The sequence below is a fragment of the Halobellus sp. MBLA0158 genome (assembly GCF_041477585.1).
In the GTDB taxonomy this organism is placed as follows: domain Archaea; phylum Halobacteriota; class Halobacteria; order Halobacteriales; family Haloferacaceae; genus Haloquadratum; species Haloquadratum rubicundus.
In genome coordinates, this window is sequence record NZ_JBGNYA010000001.1 from 584500 (window position 1) to 599973 (window position 15474).

The following is a 15474-nucleotide window of genomic DNA, read 5'->3' on the forward strand; positions in this document are numbered from 1 at the left end:
CCTTCGGCCGCTACGCCGACGCCTCGTAGCCGGCGTCGTCGACGGCCGCGACGAGGGAATCGACGTCGGCGTCGCCCTCGACCGTGGCCGACTCGGCGTCTCGGTCGGCCGTCGCGGACTCGACGCCCGCGACCGACTCCAAGGCCTCCTCGACGGTCTGTTCGCAGTGGCCGCAGCTCATCCCTTCGACGGTGATCGTACGCGTCGTCATCGCCTCTCGCTAGGGGCTGCCCGTCTATGCCGATTTTCGTTTTCGTGGTTCGGATTCTCCCCCGGGGTTCGCTTTGGAAACGAAAGGCAGGCGGGAAACTGACTTACGACCTCGGGGTTAATTCCCGGTATGTCCACGCTCGACGAGATCGACGTGCGGATCCTCGAACTCCTGGTGGAAGACGCGCGACGGCCGTACAGCGACATCGCCGAGCGGGTCGACCTCTCGCCGCCCGCCGTCTCCGATCGGGTGGAGCGCCTGCGCGAATCCGGCGTCATCCGGCGGTTCACCGTCGACGTCGACCGCTCGCAGCTCCGCGCCGGCGTGCCCGTGCTCGTGACGCTCGAACTCCCCGCCGACGCCGTCGACGACGTCCGCGACGACGTCCTGGAGGCCGAGCCGGTCGAGCACGTCTTCGTCACCGCCGAGGGCGACGTGGTGTTCCACGGCCGCCTGCGCGCCGACGCCGTCCGCGAGCAGCTCGACCGGCTCGTCGACCTCTCGCGCGTCGACGACTACGCGGTGACCGTCGTCGGCGACGTCGAGTGGAGCCCGGCGGTCGGCGGCGCGGAGTTCGCGCTGTCGTGTGCGGAGTGCGGCAACACCGTCACGAGCGAGGGCCGCAGCGAGCGGTTCGGCGGCGAGCGCTACCACTTCTGTTGTCCCTCCTGTCTGGCGCAGTTCCGCGAGCGGTACGAGCGGTTCGAGGCCGACGCCGCGTAGCTCGGCACTTTCGATTCGAAAGTTCGGGACCGCTGCGAGTACGGATCCGAAAGGGGAAATCGGCGTAAGAGAGGGACCCGTACACTAGGACAATGAGTACACGAACCGACCACATCGACGTGATGGGGATGTCCTGTGCCAACTGCTCGCAGACGGTGCAGGGCGCCGTGGAGGCCCTCGACGGCGTCGAGGAGGCCGCGGTCAACTTCGCGACCGACGAGGCCGCCGTCACCTACGATCCCGAGGAGGCGTCGCTGTCGGCGATCTACGACGCGATTGCCGAGGCCGGCTACGATCCCGTCTCGGAGACGGTCTCGATCGCCATCACGGACCTGTCCTGTGCGAACTGCGCGGAGACGAACCAACGGGCGCTGGAGTCGACGCCGGGCGTCCTCTCGGCGGACGTGAACTTCGCGACCGACGAGGCGTCCGTGACCTACAACCCCGCCGACGCCTCGCTCGACGACCTCTACGACGCCATCGCGTCGGCGGGCTACTCGCCGGTGCGAGAGCGCGGTGAGGGAGGCCCCGACGGGGACTCGGGCGAGTCCGACTCCGGCGGCGACGCCCGCGACGCCGCCCGCAAGGCCGAGATCCGGCGGCAGAAGCGCCTCACGCTCTTCGGGGCCGCGCTCTCGCTGCCGCTCTTGGCGATGCTCGCCGCGCACCTCTTCGCGCCCGACCTCCTCCCCGAGACGGTCCCCGGGACGGGCCTGCCGTTCGGCTGGGTCGCGTTCGCGCTCGCGACGCCCGTGCAGGTCGTCCTCGGGCGGGAGTTCTACGAGAACAGCTACACCGCCCTGGTGCGGAACCGCACGGCCAATATGGACGTGCTGATCGCGCTCGGCTCGACGACGGCGTACCTCTACTCGGTGATCGCGCTCGTCGGGATCCTCCCGAACGCGGGGCTGTACTTCGATACGGCCGCGCTCATCCTCGTGTTCATCACGCTCGGGAACTACCTCGAAGCGCGCTCGAAGGGCCAGGCCTCCGAGGCGCTGCGCTCCCTGCTTGAGATGGAGGCCGACACGGCCACGCTGGTCGAAGACGGCGAGGAGCGCGAGGTGCCCTTGGACGAGGTGGAAGTCGGCGACCGGATGAAGGTCCGGCCGGGCGAGAAGATCCCGACCGACGGCGTCGTCGTCGACGGCGAGTCCGCGGTCGACGAGTCGATGGTGACCGGCGAGTCCGTGCCCGTCTCGAAGGCGCCGGGCGACGAGGTCGTCGGCTCGACGGTGAATCAGAACGGCGTCCTCGTGGTCGAGGCCACGAAGGTCGGCGCCGACACCGCGATCCAGCAGATCGTCCAGACCGTCAAGGAGGCCCAGTCGCGCCAGCCGGAGATCCAGAACCTCGCCGACCGGATCTCGGCGTACTTCGTGCCCGCGGTCATCGCGAACGCGCTCTTCTGGGCCGCCGTCTGGGCGCTCTTCCCGGCCCAGCTCGCGGGCGTCGTCGAGGCGCTCCCGCTGTGGGGCGTCGTCGCCGGCGGCCCGGCCGTCGCGGGCGGCACCGTCTCGACGCTCGAATTCGCCGTCCTGGTGTTCGCCTCCGCCGTGCTCATCGCCTGTCCCTGCGCGCTCGGACTCGCGACGCCCGCGGCGACGATGGTCGGGACCTCTATCGGCGCGCAGAACGGCGTGCTGTTCAAGGGCGGCGACATCTTAGAGCGCGTCCGCGACGTCGACACGGTCGTCTTCGACAAGACCGGGACGCTGACCGAGGGCGAGATGGCGCTGACAGACGTCGTCCCCGTCGAGCGGGCGGCCGACGGCGGGCAACTCCGCGAGCGCGACGCGACGGACGCCGGCGACGAGGCCGAGACCGAGCGCTCCGACGCCGAGACCGACCTCCTGCGCCTCGCGGCCGCGGTCGAACAGCACAGCGAGCACCCGCTGGCTCGCGCCATCGTCGAGGGCGCCGAAGAACGCGGCATCGACCTCCCGGAGGCGACGGACTTCGAGAACGTCCCCGGGCAGGGCGTCCGCGCGACGGTCGACGGGGACACGATCCTGGTCGGTAACCGCCGGCTGCTCGAAGCCGCCGGGATCGATCCGACGCCGGCCGAAGACGCGATGGCGCGGCTCGAATCCGAGGGCAAGACCGCGATGCTCGTCGGGCGGGTCTCCAGCGACGGCGACGAGGAGGCCGATGCGGCCAGCGACGCTGACGCCGGCGAAGTCCTCGGCGTCGTCGCCGACGCCGACACCGTGAAGCCGAGCGCGGCCGACGCCGTGGCCGCCCTCCGCGAACGCGGCGTCGACGTCCATATGATCACCGGCGACAACGAGCGGACCGCGCGCGCCGTCGCCGAGGAAGTCGGCATCGATCCCGCGAACGTCCGCGCGGGGGTCCTCCCCGAGGAGAAGGCCGACGCCGTGGAGTCGATCCAGTCCGACGGGCGGAAGGCGATGATGGTCGGCGACGGCGTCAACGACGCGCCCGCGCTGGCGGCCGCCTTCGTCGGCACCGCGATCGGCTCCGGAACCGACGTCGCCATCGAGGCCGCCGACGTGACGCTGATGCGCGACGACCCGACCGACGTGGTGAAGGCCATCCGGATCTCCGCGGGGACGCTCGCGAAGATCAAGCAGAACCTCTTCTGGGCGCTCGGCTACAACACCGCGATGATCCCCCTCGCCTCCCTTGGGCTCCTCCAGCCCATCCTCGCGGCGGGCGCGATGGCGCTGTCGTCGGTGTCGGTGCTGACAAACAGCCTGCTCTTCCGGCGCTACACGCCGGACCACGACTACCGACTCCTCGGATTCCTCCGGGGCGGGAACTGATCGGACTCCTCCGATCCGGTCGGTCGATTCCTGCGCACATCCGAACGGATTTGCCGTCGGAGTCCGAACCCGGCGTCGATGACCAAAGTCAACGTCTCCCTCCCTGCGGAGGCGGAAGCCAACGTCCAGGCCTTCATCGACGAGGTCGACGAGCGACTCGCCTCCGACGAGGACACCTGCCGCGTCGTCACCGAGACGCTCGTCGACCTCCACGGGGACAGAGAGGCGTACGACCGCTGGCAGGCCGGCGAGGAGATCTCGCCCGCAGAGCGCGTTCGGCTCCAGGGCTATGACCCCTGCAACGCGACGCTGGAATCGGAGTACTACGCCGAGAAGGACGACGACCGATTCCAGCGCTCGAAGTACCTTCAGTGGCTCTGGCGGCAGTTCGACGCGACGCCGATGGCCGACAACGTCGCCTTCGCGCTCCGGTTCCGGCAGATGCTCGCCGAGCACCTCTTCGAGGAGTGCGGCGACGACTGCCGCTTCTTCAAGGGCATCACCTTCACCTACGGGCACAACATCTCCGTCGGCGACAACGTCGTCATCCACGACGACGTCCACCTCGACGACCGCGGGAAGCTGACGATCGGCGACCGCGCGTCGATCTCGGACGACGTCCACCTCTACAGCCACGACCACGACACCGTCGACCAGACGCGGGTCGCGAACTACCACACGATCGTCGGCGACGACGCCCGCGTCACCTACGACGCGATGGTCCGCGCGGGCCGTCGCGTCGGCGAGAACGCCATCGTCGGCGCGCGCTCGGTCGTCCAGGGCGACGTCCCCGACCACCACATCGCCGCGGGCATCCCCGCCAAGAGCCTGAAAGTGAAGGACGGCTGGGAGTCGGCAGCCGATCCCGTCGAGGATCGATTACCGAACCGACAGGAGGAACGACGGATCGACTACGACCTGCCCGAGGACCTCGACGCCTTCGACGAGTTCCAGCGGGACCTGACGCCGCCGGACCGCTCCTGAGGCTCCGACGCCGCCGGCTTGCCCCTACTCCGACGACTCCCGCCCGTCGTCCCCGGGCGGTCCTTCAGAGGCACCGGCGCTCGGCCGCAACGCGTCGCCGTCTCCGGCGGCGTCGGCCCGCGGGAGGGTCACCACGAACGTCGTCCCGGTGGGCTCGTTGTCCTCGACGCGGATGTCGCCGCCGTAGCCGTCCACGAGCGTCCGCACGAGCGACAGTCCGCCGCCGTCGCCGTCCGGCGGCGACTCGAAGAGCGCCTCCTTCTCCGCGTCTGGAATCCCCGACCCGTTGTCGCTGACCCGCAGCGTGACAGCCGCGGCTTCCGCCTCGACGGCGACCTCGATCTCGGGCTCGTCGGCGTCGTTGTGCTCGGCGGCGTTCTCGAGGAGGTTGTCCACGACCGACCGCAGCCCGGCGTTCGCGGTGACGGGCGCCCGATCCGGCAGGTCGGTCACGACCGGGACATCGAACGCGTTCTCGGTCTGTGTGGCCATCTCCGCGGCCATCGAGGCCAGATCGACCGTGTCGAGGTCGGGTTCGCCGATCAGCGTGTTCGTGATCGCCCGCGTGGTCTCGATCCGGGTGAGCGCCTCCGCGGACTTCTCTTCGATGACCGCGGAGGAGTCGGGGCCGCGGGCCGGGTCGCCGCTTTCGTCGTCGGCGAGGAGTTCGGCGTGGCCGCGGATCACGTTCAGGTCGTTGCGGAGGTCGTGCCGGATGAGGCTGTTGACGAAGGTCAGCGCGTCGGTGACGGTCCGCGCCCGGCGGGCGTCCCGCAGCGCCCGGACGTTGTAGTACCCGGCGACGACGCCGGCCAGCGCCCCGGCCTCGGCCGCGATCAACAGCGGGAAGACGGGCTCGGCAGGGATCCGTCCCTCGAAGAGCCGAACGACGAAGGTCGCACCGATCGCCGCGACGAACAGCGCGCTCCCGCCGACACACCACTGAGCGATCCGGCGGTGGTCCGCGGCCGAGAGCCCCCGCTTGGAGAGCCAGTACCCGACGTACGCGAGTGCGAGCGCGGGCACGCTGTCCAGCACGAACGCGGCGACCGGACCGCCCACGCTGCGCAGGGCTCTGGCCTCTTGCCTGTAGTGGACGAGCGCGACCAGGAACAACGCCGCGCCGTACCCGACAATGAGCCACGGATATGGGTCCCGACCTCTCCGATCCATACCCACACATCGACGGTGCCAGTGATGAGTATTGTGCCGGACGAACCCGCCGACTGCGACTCGGTGGATTCCGTTCTCGAAGCGGGGTTTCGTTTCCTCGGCCATTCACTACACCAGCGCCCGATATCCACCGACCTCGACGGTCGAACGTCGATCCTCTCTCCTAATGGTCCTGACAGGAGTGGTGAATAGCCATACCGCGATAGGGAAGTAGGTGCTCAGCGTAACGTCGATGGTCCATTTGGTTTATTTCATAACTTATTTGCCGTAAAATATCTCGTTAGCGCCCTTATGCGCCGGCCGGGAGTCCCGCGAGTGAACGGAGTGAGTGAGGGGGACGTCGGCCGGCAAACGACCGCGGGGAGTGCGCCGGCCGGGAATTGAACCCGGGCTAGTGGCTTGGGAAGCCACTGTCCTACCACTGGACCACCGGCGCGCAGTTGAAACAGAGCCACAGCCTCGACTTAAGGATGACGGAACGCCGAATCGCCGTCTCACGCGTCCAGCCGGTAGAAGAGCGCCTCGAAGTCGTCGCCGCTCAGCTCTTCCATATGCGACTCCGACTCCGCTCTGAGCTCTTGGATTTCGGCCTCCAGGCTCTGGAACCGCTCGTCGGACTCCAGCTCCGACTTCGGTAGTTCGGCGAGCAGCGCCTCCCGCTGTGAGAGGCGCATAAAGAACTCCCGGAGGGTTTCCGTATACTCCGACCGGCGAAGCAGTCGGTCGATGACGTCCCCGAGTTGGCTCTCCTCGACGGGCTTTGTGATGTAGGCGTCGAAGCCCATCTCCAGGATGTCGAAGTCGGGATCGACGGCCGTGATCATCGCGATGGCGCACTCCGGGAACTCCGCGCGGACCTTCTGGAGCACCTCGTCGCCCGACATCCCCGGCATCCGACGGTCCAAGAGCACCACGTCGACTGACTCGTCCACCCGTTCGATTGCGGTCTCGCCGTCGTAGGCCGTCTCGACGGCGTAGTCGTCCGCGAGCCACGCCGCGTACAGGTCGGCCAGGTCGCGCTCGTCGTCGACGATCAGAACGTTCGGACGGTCGGCCATTGTGTTGGCTCTACTACATTATGGGTCGTCGGAGAAATAAGTCTTCTTCCGGCCGCCGAGCGCTCGTGGCGTCTCCGTCTTCTGACCTATCCACGCGCCGTTCTGCGACGATTCCGGACGTCAAGATTTATAGTCCGCCTCCAGTAGTGTCCGGTATGCGAGACGACGAGGACGAGTCCCACGCGGTCGACGACGACCGCTCCTCGTCGCTTTCGGACCTCGCCGATCGGCTCGACGACGACCCCGAGGTCGACACGGACAGGGGCAGGGACGACGCCGACGAGGGCACCAAGCCGACGCTCTCGGACCTGGCCGACTCGATCAGCCGACGGCGCGGGGCCGGCGCCGACGTCGACGACGCGGACCTCGCGGAGTGGGACTTCGTCTCCGGCGACGCGGCGGACGGCGAGCCGCTGGACCCCAAGACCGAAGCCGTCCTGGAGCTGACCGGCGAAGCCGCGAACGTCCTCCTCAGCGGTCCCGGAGACGTCCCGGCCGAAGAGAGCCTCTGCTCGCGGCTGATGTCTTCTTCGGACGATGGGCCGGTCAATCTGCTCGTGATCGCGATCACCGAGACGCCGAGCGAGCGGCTCTCGGTCCTGGAGAACTACCTCTCGGGGCCGGTCGGCGAGACGGCCGTCGTCGACGTCCGGAACTACAACCGCGAGGTCAACTACGAGCAGTACGACGGCCCCGTCGACATCCGCACCGTCTCCAGTCCGCAGGACCTCCGCCGGATCGGTATCGTGACGAGCAAACTCCTCTCCAACTGGGAGGAGGCGCCCGGCGAGACGCGGCTGTGCTTTCACTCGCTGTCGGACCTGCTCCGCCTGAACGACGACCGCCAGCGGGTGTTTCGATTCCTCCACGTGCTTCGGGGTCGGGTCCGCGCCGCCGGCGCGCGCGCGCACTTCCACCTCGATCCCACCCGACACGACGACCCCGACGTCGGGACCTTCGAGTCGCTGTTCGATACGGTGTTGCAGTTCGACGAGGACGGCTCCGTCTCGCTGTTGTAGCCGAGCTTTACCTGAGGACCTGGCCGCCGGCCATTACGTGTCGCCGTCGCCGTTCTCCTCGCGCCGGAGCTCTTCGAGGTCGCCGAACGGACTGTCGCTCTGTGTCGGCTCCGCGTCGCGCTCGGACGCGTCAGACGTCGGCCCGTCGCTCGCGTCCCCCGAGTCCGCTGTCCCGCCGAACTCGAACCCGGAGCCGTCGTCCGAGCCCGTCGACGCCGTCGAGTCTGTCGTGTCCGCCGGATCGTCCGCCCGCCGTTCGTCGACCTCGCTCCCTCCGCCGAGCGCGGATCCGTCGTCGCCGAAGGGCGTCTCCAGGTCGATCGACTCCGGCGGCCGCTCGACGTCGGCGTCGCTCTTGTCGGTGCTGTCGGCCTCGCTGTGTCGACGGTCACGGCTTCGACCTCCCGGCTCCGTGCTCGCGTCCGCGTCGTCGCTCGCGGTCGACGGGGGACCTCCGGAGGCCCGATCGCCGACGGTTTCGTCCAGTTCCGGTGGGGTGTCGAGCCCGTCGGCGGGCTCTGTCGGTCCGTCCGTCGGCGGTGCGCCCGTCCCGTGGTCGTCAGAGCGACCCCGCCTCGGCTCTCGCTCCTCTCGGGTCCGCTCTCCACTCGGCAGCGGTCCCGAGCGCTCCCCCGTCGCCGACCGGCCCCCGTCGCGTCCGTCGTTCGCGGTCGTCACGACGGTGTCGGTGAAGAGCCACCACCGACTCTCGGTCTCGACGCCGGACAGCGGTGCGTCGCAGTGCGGACAGTACGGTCGAGCGAGCAGATCGAGATCGATCTCCTCCCCGCAGGCCGCACACTCGCCGGCGTGCGCGTCGTGGGCTGCGGCCTCCTGTTTGATCGACTGGAGGGCGTCCCACTCCTCGCGGAGCCGTTCGAGCTCCCGCTCCTGGCGCGACCCCGTGCTTTCGATCTCGTGTTCGAGCCCGTCAGTCCGATCGAGGAGGTACTCCAGGATCGTCCGGAGGCTGTCGAACTCCGCGTCCAGCCACGCTTCGACCTGTTCGTGTTCGTCTTCCAGCGCGGCCTGTCGATCCGTGAGGTCCGCTTCCACGGCCTCGATCCGCCCTGTGAGTGCCGTCTCTGTCGACTCCGCGCTCGCGGCCACCTCGTCGAGTTCCGACTCGACCTCGCTCAGGCGCTCCGCGAGGGCGTCGAACAGCTGATCGAGCGTCTGTCCGTGTTCGACTTCAGACTCCAGGCCGGTCTCGAGCGCTTCCAACTCCGATTCGAGGTCGTCGATCCGCTCTTCGAGGTCGGCGGCCGTCGGCGTCGCCTCCGCCCGTGAGTCGTCGTCGGCCTCGCCGTGCTCTCCGTCGGGCTGGTCGCGGCGCCGTGGCGCGGATCCGTTACTCGGTTGTCCCGTCTCGGAGCCGTCCCCGTCGGGGAATCGACCCCCGCTTCCGGGGGCCGCATCGCGTCTGCGGATCGGCGCTCCGGCCCCGCCGGAGTCGTCGAGCAGCTGGGTCATCTCGTTGAGCGTCCAGTACGACGAGACGAGCTGCTCGAAGACTTCCTCGCGCGACATTCCCTGGCTTTCGGCCTGTTGGTCGAGCCACGCCTCAAAGGACGTGCTCGCGGAGTCGTCGCCACCAGGGAATTCGTCGGACATTCAAGGCGCTCCTGACGCATATAACCACAGCGACGACAAAAGTTTTGTTGCGAAAGCGGTAATCCGGCGATATGGCTCCGCTCGGCTGTCGCGTAATCCCTGTCTGTCCCCCTCCCTTCCCCACCGATGGCGTTTGAACACCGAGCCAAGCTGTTCGTCAGCGAGAACGTCCGCCTCATCGCGGGAGTGCTGCTCGTTCTGGGCCTCCTCTGTTTCGCCGGCGCGGGCTACGTGTTCGTCACGCCGACGACCCAGACGCTGACAGAACAGACCGACCAGCAGACCTTCAGCACGCGCGTCGACGAGAGCGCGCTCGTGACCCAGGCGACCCCGCTGTACGACGAGGGCGAACGGATCGAGAACCGCTCTGTGTACTTCACGGGGATCTCGCCCGAACTCACCTTCGCGATGAACACGAGCGTCCCCGCCGACCAGCAGGTGGAGGTCCACCAGCAGCTGTCGCTGGAGCTCGTCGGCCTTCGGGGCGACCAGCCATTCTACCGCTCGGAGCGGTCGATCGTGGATACGACCCGGCAGGTCCAGGACGGCCGGGTCTCGACGACGGCCACGGTGAACGTCTCCGACGTCTCCCAAGAGCTCGCGGTGCTCGTCGAGGAGGTCGGCAACGCCGGGCAGTTCCAGCTCCGGCTCCAGATGAACGTCACCTACAGCACCGACGCGTACCAGGGGTCGTTGCAGTCGACGGTCCCCTTCGTCATCTCGGGGAACTCCTACTACGTCGACGGGGCGCTCTCGGCCGAGCGCACGGAGTCGACGACGGTCACCCGGGAGATCACCCAACCGCCGAGCCCCGTGGAGTACGGCGCGCTCGCGGTCCTCGGGCTCCTGATGGTCGGCGCCGCGGCCGCGGTCACGCGGGTCGAAGACCGGGTGGATCCCGAGGAGCTGCGGACGCGCATCGCCCACGACCAACACCAGGAGTGGATCTCCCGCGGGCAGTTCCCCACCGACTCCGAGAAGCAGTACATCTCGATCCTCACCCTCGAAGACCTCGTCGACGTCGCGATCGACACGAACCGCCGGGTCATCCACGACCCGCAGATCGACGCCTACGCGGTGATCGACAGCTCCGAGATCTACTACTACGCGCTGGAGGACGTCGAAGCCGGCGAGTGGCTGGAGATCTGAGTCGGCGGCGAAATCCCTCTCGGTATCGACAGCCGATCCCGGTGTCTTCTCAGAGGAACCGCCGCTTGAGCTGCTGGACGAACGTGACGTTCCGCTTTTCGGAGCGCATCCGGATCGGGCCGATGCCGACCGCGATGAGCCCGCTCGCGACCGTGCCCAGCGTCAGGACGAGGTCGATCGCGGCGACGGCGGCGAGCGGATGCACGGCGTGCAGCGAGAGCAGCAGCGACCGCGGGAGGATCGGCAGGTACCGCCACTGTGAGATGCTCCGCGTGTACGCGCCCGTCTCCTCGGGCGCCAAAATCAGCAGCTGCGTCGTCTGCTCGGAGCGCCCGTTCACGACGAATGCCGACCGCGAGACCCTGACGCCGTCGCTCTGCGGTTCGAGCACCGTGAGGACGGGCACGTAGCCGTCGTTGGTGACGGTGTACTCCACGGAGTTTTGTCCCCCGACGGGGAGCACGAGCGGGTCGTCGTTCGGCGACTCCGAACTGACGATGTCGAAGGAGGTCGTCCCCGAGGGCAACACCATACTGGCGGTCGCCGGCGCCGTGACGATGAGGACGAGCACGAGCAGGAACGTCGAGGTCTTGATGTAGTTCCCGCGGCGCCTGTTCCGCCCGCCGGTCGACCGGTCGCTCGTCACCGCGTCGACGACGAAGCCGACGGCGATGATGGCGACGCCGACCCACACGAGCGACTGCGCCGACCCGCCCCCGCCCAAGAGCGCCCCGATCCCGGTCGCCGCCATCGCCCCGGTGGCGAACTCCTGGACGGTGACGACGGCGACGCCGAGGTTTCGGAGCACGACCGCCTGACCGTTGACCTGGAGCGCCTTCGCGACGATCTGGTCCCGCGAGACGGGCGGTTCGGCCCCGGACTGGTCGGTGAAGGGGTTGGCGTCGCCCTTGGTGATGTAGCCCTCCTCCGTCTCCCTGACGATCCGGTGGGTCGTGAGCCCGCCGCCGTGGAGTTCCTCGGCCTGGAACGTGACCACGTCGCCGGATTCGATCGGCCCCGCGACCGCCATCGGGACCGCGACGAAGCCGTCGCCGGGGTTCATCGTGGGCGCCATACTGCCGGTCTCGACGTAGCCCAAGAGCACGGGCTGGCCGGCCGCCTGGCCGAACAGCATCGCGCCGACGGCCGCAAAGAGCAGCAGCAAGACCGCGTACTCCAGGACTTTCGAGACCTTCACGCGCGCCGATAGGAAGCCGATCGGTATAACGCTTGATCCGCGACGCCGCCGACGCTACGGCGCGGCGGACTCGACGGCCTCCAAGAGCTCGTCCTGGTTGTAGGGCTTGACCAGGTACACGTCGGCGCCCGCCTCAAGCGCGCGCTCGCGCACGTCCGCGTCGGCGGCGACGGTGCTGACGACCACGCCGACGCCCCGATCGATCTCCTTGATCGCTTCGGTGGCCTCGATGCCGGTCCCCTCGTGGAGATTGAGGTCCATCACGACGACGTCGGCCCCGTTCTCGCGGACCGCCTCGACCGCCCCGTCCGCCGTCGTGACGATGTCGACGACGTCGTGGACGCCGCGGAGATACCGCTCGATGAGGGTTGCTTGCATACCGATGTCTTCGGCGATCAGGACGTCTGCCATCTCGGTGGGGGCTCCTCGCCGACCGCGTGGTGCTCCAAGCCGACGCGTCTCGGTCCGGAGGCGTGCTACGAATCGCTAACACACCGCACGCAATTATCGGGGATAACGACCCGCTGGACTTGAAACTATCCCCTCGGTCATCGTTCGCTGTTTCCATCCGGCCCACATACCGGACCACAAATCGCCATAAATCGACGATTAAGCGCCGTTTCGACGGTTACAAGCCGGCCTTTCGATTCGCACGCTCGGCTTGAATCTGCTTCAAGCGACGGAATACAAAGTGGGTGTAGTGGTAAGGGATAGGTAGAGGCGCGGCCCCCGCGCCAAGGAGCACACAACTATGGCACTCAGCAGACGCAACATACTGATCGGACTCGGAGCATTGGTCGGCGGCGGCGGCGCGCTCGTCGGTACGGGCGCGTTCACTACCGTTAGTGCGGAGCGGTCCGTAGACGTAAGTACAGCAGGAGATGCGGACGCGTTCTTACAGATTGAAGACGACAGTTCGTACGTCCAGGGTGGTGACAATGATGCCCTGCAAATCAATCTCGATGCAGATGGAGGCAACACGGACGCGGATTCGGGATTCAATGATGAGGCTGTCACAGAGCTCGCGGGAGTGATTCGGATCACGAATAACGCTGCCGACGAGAGTACGGCTACGATCGGTCTGTCAACAGAGGCAGCCGACAGTGCGAGTGCAAGCGGGAGTGTGACTGTCACAGTTGATGATGGAGATTCTGGAAATAGTAATGTTGCTGATATAGAAGTACTCGTTTCCAACAATGCCGGCGATTTCGATGGCTCTACTACAGATCTCGCTGTTGGCGAGACAGCATATTTGGATGTCCGTGTGGATACTCGCGATGACAGTATTAGTGGGGTTGACGCAAACGAAATCACTATTGTCGCAAACGAATCAACTGCCGATCAGGGCGTGACGGATACGCCTACATCGTAATCATTCCCCAAGCTTATACAACACAAATTTCAAATCAAATATGAAACGCAGACAAGTCATCACGGCATTCGGCACGCTCGCAATCGGCACTGGGACAGCGCTTGGGACGGGCGCATTTGACGCGACATCGACCAGCAGTAGTTCAGCGATGTCAATCGTCACACAGAATCAAGACGCAGATATTGAGATTGTTCCTGGTGATGGTGCGCCCTCGACCACCGGAAGCACTAGCGGGAATATAAAAAGAGGCACATTCAACTCGGTACCAAATGTGGATCAAATGCCAATAGCGGCAGTTAGTGGCACTGGACCGGGTATGGTTCAATTACAGGTGTATACCACCACTGACAATAGTGGCAGCGACCCGACATTTAGTGATATTATTGAAGTCAATAATCTTGATAATGTCGCCTATAATGTAGGATTCGTGTTCAGTGGTATCTCGAACGTTAGTGGAGATGACATCGAGGAAATATATCAATTTAGGTATGATTCTGGCAATGGCAGCCGAACTGTGTCTGAAGAAATTCAACCGGATTCCAATGGTGATTTCAGCAATAAAAGCTTCAGCAGCATCAACCCAATAGTCATTAATACGGGTGGATCTGCGCAGGTCTCTTTGGACTATGACGCCCAGTTCGTTCCTGACGAATATGATCTTGAACCCGGTAACTTCAGCAATAATTCTGCGGAGGGACCGTTTGATTCGGACGGGGACTTTGATGAAGTCGCTGAGTCAACTCAATTTGTTAATGAAGTTACCGCTGTAGCTAACGAAACAACGGTACAATAGAGTTTTCAACGTCGGATACGCTCGGCATTTAAGCGTAATCCGGACCTAATTCCTCTAGATAATGCTTACCCGCCGTCAACTCATCGCTGGCCTTGGAAGTGCTGCGATCAGCGGCGGCATTGTCAGTTCGACGGCAGCGTTCACTGCAACTTCATCCAACTCTACTGCCTCCTTCACCGTCGTAGCCCCGAATTATATCGAACTCCGAGCTGTCAACGACCCTCCGATCCACGTCGAAACAAACGACGACGGCATTGTCACGAAACTCACGCCCGGCAACGACACTGGCCTCAACGAATACGCCATCACACGCTTCGAGGATATTGTCGAAGTACACAACGTCAGCAGCGTAGCGCTCTCGGGATTGTACTTCGATTTCGTGGTCGAAAGTGAAAGCGACACGCTCAGTTCGAGTGATGCCACGGAGATCGAAGAAACACTATCGGTCACGGCCGGATCCGAAACCCTGACGACGACCGGTGAGTCCGGCGACGATCTCTTGGCGGTGAGCGATGCCGAGTCCGCTGCTGACGGCATACTTTCGTCGGGCGAGGAGTCCGTCCCCTTCGGCGTTCAGGTCGATCTCATTCCCGACAGCGGCGAAAGTTCCCTCTCGGATCTCCCGGACCCGAACGATTTCTCGGCGACGCTCCGCGTGATCGTCGAGACAGAGGAGTAGTCGGACTGCTGGACGAAGTTAGTTATCGTCCACCCGAGATTCGGGGACAGATTATATGTAGGCATTGCTAAAATTGAACGGTAGTCGATGGGACAACGCAGCGCAGAGGAGTTGGCCGAAGGGGAAGTCGATACTGGCCTCAGCGACGAGTCCGACGACGAGACTGAACTGCAGCGCGACGAGATCTTCGATCTGATGAGCAATCACCGCCGTCGGTACGCCATCCACTACTGCAAGCAGGCCGACGGCCCCGTCGCCCTCTCGGACCTCGCCGAACAGGTCGCCGCCTGGGAACACGACAAGGATGTCGCAGAGGTCACTTCCGCCGAGCGCAAGACGACCTACACCTCGCTGCAGCAGACACACCTCCCGCGGCTCGATCGTGCGGGTGTCGTCGACTTCGACGGCAGCGAGATCGAACTCAGCGACCGCATCGAGCGCCTGGATATCTACCTGGATATCGTCCCCGCGAACTCGGTGTCGTGGGGGATGTATTACCTCGGGCTGTCGGCGTTCTCGCTCGTGGTGCTCGCGGCGCTGTGGGTCGATTTCCTCCCGACCGACGGAATCCCCGTGTTAGCGTACCCCGCGGTCCTCATCGCGATGTTCGCGGTCTCTGCGGGATACCACGCCTACGTGAATCACAAGTACCGCTTCGAGAACCTCGAACGGCCGCCGTGAGGGCGAACCGGGACGACGAACGTCGAACGCCGAC

15 protein-coding genes and 1 tRNA gene are annotated in these 15474 nt (G+C 65.7%); 9 read left to right on the plus strand and 7 right to left on the minus strand.

What is annotated here, in order from left to right; genetic code table 11:
• Nucleotides 1–10: 10 nt before the first annotated feature.
• Nucleotides 11–211 carry a heavy-metal-associated domain-containing protein gene (locus OS889_RS02960; RefSeq protein ID WP_372387129.1) on the minus strand — a complete coding sequence of 67 codons (201 nt, stop codon included), beginning with the start codon at nucleotides 209–211 and terminating at the stop codon, nucleotides 11–13.
• A gap of 129 nt (nucleotides 212–340) precedes the next feature.
• Between OS889_RS02960 and OS889_RS02965 the strand changes: the two genes are divergently transcribed.
• The 3 genes from OS889_RS02965 (at nucleotide 341) to OS889_RS02975 (ending at nucleotide 4704) form a co-directional block, all read left to right on the plus strand.
• Nucleotides 341–934 carry an AsnC family transcriptional regulator gene (locus OS889_RS02965; protein WP_372387131.1) on the plus strand — a complete coding sequence of 198 codons (594 nt, stop codon included), beginning with the start codon at nucleotides 341–343 and terminating at the stop codon, nucleotides 932–934.
• A gap of 92 nt (nucleotides 935–1026) precedes the next feature.
• The gene (locus OS889_RS02970) at nucleotides 1027–3720 is read left to right on the plus strand and encodes a heavy metal translocating P-type ATPase (RefSeq protein ID WP_372387133.1); all 2694 of its coding nucleotides are present in this window, start codon (nucleotides 1027–1029) and stop codon (nucleotides 3718–3720) included.
• A gap of 78 nt (nucleotides 3721–3798) precedes the next feature.
• Entirely contained in the window at nucleotides 3799–4704 is a 906-nt protein-coding gene (locus OS889_RS02975; protein ID WP_372387135.1) for an acyltransferase, read from the plus strand.
• Nucleotides 4705–4728: 24 nt separating this feature from the next.
• Here the strand turns inward: OS889_RS02975 and OS889_RS02980 are convergent, their stop codons facing one another.
• The 3 genes from OS889_RS02980 to OS889_RS02990 form a co-directional block, all read right to left on the minus strand.
• Nucleotides 4729–5877: an ATP-binding protein gene (locus OS889_RS02980; protein ID WP_372387136.1), complete on the minus strand. Its 1149-nt coding sequence runs from the start codon at nucleotides 5875–5877 to the stop codon at nucleotides 4729–4731.
• Between the two features lie 365 nt (nucleotides 5878–6242).
• Nucleotides 6243–6313 (minus strand) — tRNA-Gly (locus tag OS889_RS02985).
• Between the two features lie 58 nt (nucleotides 6314–6371).
• On the minus strand, nucleotides 6372–6935 hold the full coding sequence (locus OS889_RS02990) for a response regulator (RefSeq protein WP_372387137.1): 564 nt from the start codon (nucleotides 6933–6935) through the stop codon (nucleotides 6372–6374).
• 155 nt (nucleotides 6936–7090) lie between these two features.
• On the opposite strand from OS889_RS02990, the gene OS889_RS02995 reads away from it, so the two are divergent.
• The gene (locus tag OS889_RS02995) at nucleotides 7091–7954 is read left to right on the plus strand and encodes a DUF7504 family protein (RefSeq protein WP_372387139.1); all 864 of its coding nucleotides are present in this window, start codon (nucleotides 7091–7093) and stop codon (nucleotides 7952–7954) included.
• Between the two features lie 33 nt (nucleotides 7955–7987).
• Here OS889_RS02995 and OS889_RS03000 read toward each other — a convergent pair whose 3' ends face one another.
• Nucleotides 7988–9568, minus strand: a complete 1581-nt coding sequence (locus tag OS889_RS03000) for a hypothetical protein (RefSeq protein WP_372387141.1) — start codon at nucleotides 9566–9568, stop codon at nucleotides 7988–7990.
• 126 nt (nucleotides 9569–9694) lie between these two features.
• Between OS889_RS03000 and OS889_RS03005 the strand changes: the two genes are divergently transcribed.
• The gene (locus tag OS889_RS03005; RefSeq protein WP_372387143.1) at nucleotides 9695–10717 is read left to right on the plus strand and encodes a DUF5305 domain-containing protein; all 1023 of its coding nucleotides are present in this window, start codon (nucleotides 9695–9697) and stop codon (nucleotides 10715–10717) included.
• A 49-nt stretch (nucleotides 10718–10766) separates the two neighbouring features.
• Here OS889_RS03005 and OS889_RS03010 read toward each other — a convergent pair whose 3' ends face one another.
• A complete protein-coding gene (locus OS889_RS03010; protein WP_372387145.1) occupies nucleotides 10767–11915 on the minus strand; it encodes a signal peptidase I in 1149 nt (382 codons plus the stop codon).
• A 54-nt stretch (nucleotides 11916–11969) separates the two neighbouring features.
• Nucleotides 11970–12326 carry a response regulator gene (locus OS889_RS03015; RefSeq protein ID WP_372387147.1) on the minus strand — a complete coding sequence of 119 codons (357 nt, stop codon included), beginning with the start codon at nucleotides 12324–12326 and terminating at the stop codon, nucleotides 11970–11972.
• A gap of 340 nt (nucleotides 12327–12666) precedes the next feature.
• Here OS889_RS03015 and OS889_RS03020 point away from each other — a divergent pair, with 340 nt between their 5' ends.
• The 4 genes from OS889_RS03020 to OS889_RS03035 all read left to right on the plus strand — a co-directional run bounded on the left by OS889_RS03020 (nucleotide 12667) and on the right by OS889_RS03035 (nucleotide 15440).
• A complete protein-coding gene (locus OS889_RS03020; RefSeq protein WP_372387148.1) occupies nucleotides 12667–13287 on the plus strand; it encodes a hypothetical protein in 621 nt (206 codons plus the stop codon).
• Between the two features lie 40 nt (nucleotides 13288–13327).
• Entirely contained in the window at nucleotides 13328–14080 is a 753-nt protein-coding gene (locus OS889_RS03025) for a hypothetical protein (RefSeq protein ID WP_372387149.1), read from the plus strand.
• A gap of 61 nt (nucleotides 14081–14141) precedes the next feature.
• Nucleotides 14142–14759 carry a hypothetical protein gene (locus tag OS889_RS03030; RefSeq protein ID WP_372387151.1) on the plus strand — a complete coding sequence of 206 codons (618 nt, stop codon included), beginning with the start codon at nucleotides 14142–14144 and terminating at the stop codon, nucleotides 14757–14759.
• 87 nt (nucleotides 14760–14846) lie between these two features.
• Nucleotides 14847–15440: a DUF7344 domain-containing protein gene (locus OS889_RS03035; RefSeq protein WP_372387153.1), complete on the plus strand. Its 594-nt coding sequence runs from the start codon at nucleotides 14847–14849 to the stop codon at nucleotides 15438–15440.
• Nucleotides 15441–15474 lie beyond the last annotated feature (34 nt).

Bases quoted from the DNA above. Each gene is read 5' to 3' on its own strand.
- OS889_RS02960 (WP_372387129.1), bottom strand. From the start codon at position 211: ATGACGACGCGTACGATCACCGTCGAAGGGATGAGCTGCGGCCACTGC.
- OS889_RS02965 (WP_372387131.1), top strand. From the start codon at position 341: ATGTCCACGCTCGACGAGATCGACGTGCGGATCCTCGAACTCCTGGTG.
- OS889_RS02970 (WP_372387133.1), top strand. From the start codon at position 1,027: ATGAGTACACGAACCGACCACATCGACGTGATGGGGATGTCCTGTGCC.
- OS889_RS02975 (WP_372387135.1), top strand. From the start codon at position 3,799: ATGACCAAAGTCAACGTCTCCCTCCCTGCGGAGGCGGAAGCCAACGTC.
- OS889_RS02980 (WP_372387136.1), bottom strand. From the start codon at position 5,877: ATGGATCGGAGAGGTCGGGACCCATATCCGTGGCTCATTGTCGGGTAC.
- OS889_RS02990 (WP_372387137.1), bottom strand. From the start codon at position 6,935: ATGGCCGACCGTCCGAACGTTCTGATCGTCGACGACGAGCGCGACCTG.
- OS889_RS02995 (WP_372387139.1), top strand. From the start codon at position 7,091: ATGCGAGACGACGAGGACGAGTCCCACGCGGTCGACGACGACCGCTCC.
- OS889_RS03000 (WP_372387141.1), bottom strand. From the start codon at position 9,568: ATGTCCGACGAATTCCCTGGTGGCGACGACTCCGCGAGCACGTCCTTT.
- OS889_RS03005 (WP_372387143.1), top strand. From the start codon at position 9,695: ATGGCGTTTGAACACCGAGCCAAGCTGTTCGTCAGCGAGAACGTCCGC.
- OS889_RS03015 (WP_372387147.1), bottom strand. From the start codon at position 12,326: ATGGCAGACGTCCTGATCGCCGAAGACATCGGTATGCAAGCAACCCTC.
- OS889_RS03020 (WP_372387148.1), top strand. From the start codon at position 12,667: ATGGCACTCAGCAGACGCAACATACTGATCGGACTCGGAGCATTGGTC.
- OS889_RS03025 (WP_372387149.1), top strand. From the start codon at position 13,328: ATGAAACGCAGACAAGTCATCACGGCATTCGGCACGCTCGCAATCGGC.
- OS889_RS03030 (WP_372387151.1), top strand. From the start codon at position 14,142: ATGCTTACCCGCCGTCAACTCATCGCTGGCCTTGGAAGTGCTGCGATC.
- OS889_RS03035 (WP_372387153.1), top strand. From the start codon at position 14,847: ATGGGACAACGCAGCGCAGAGGAGTTGGCCGAAGGGGAAGTCGATACT.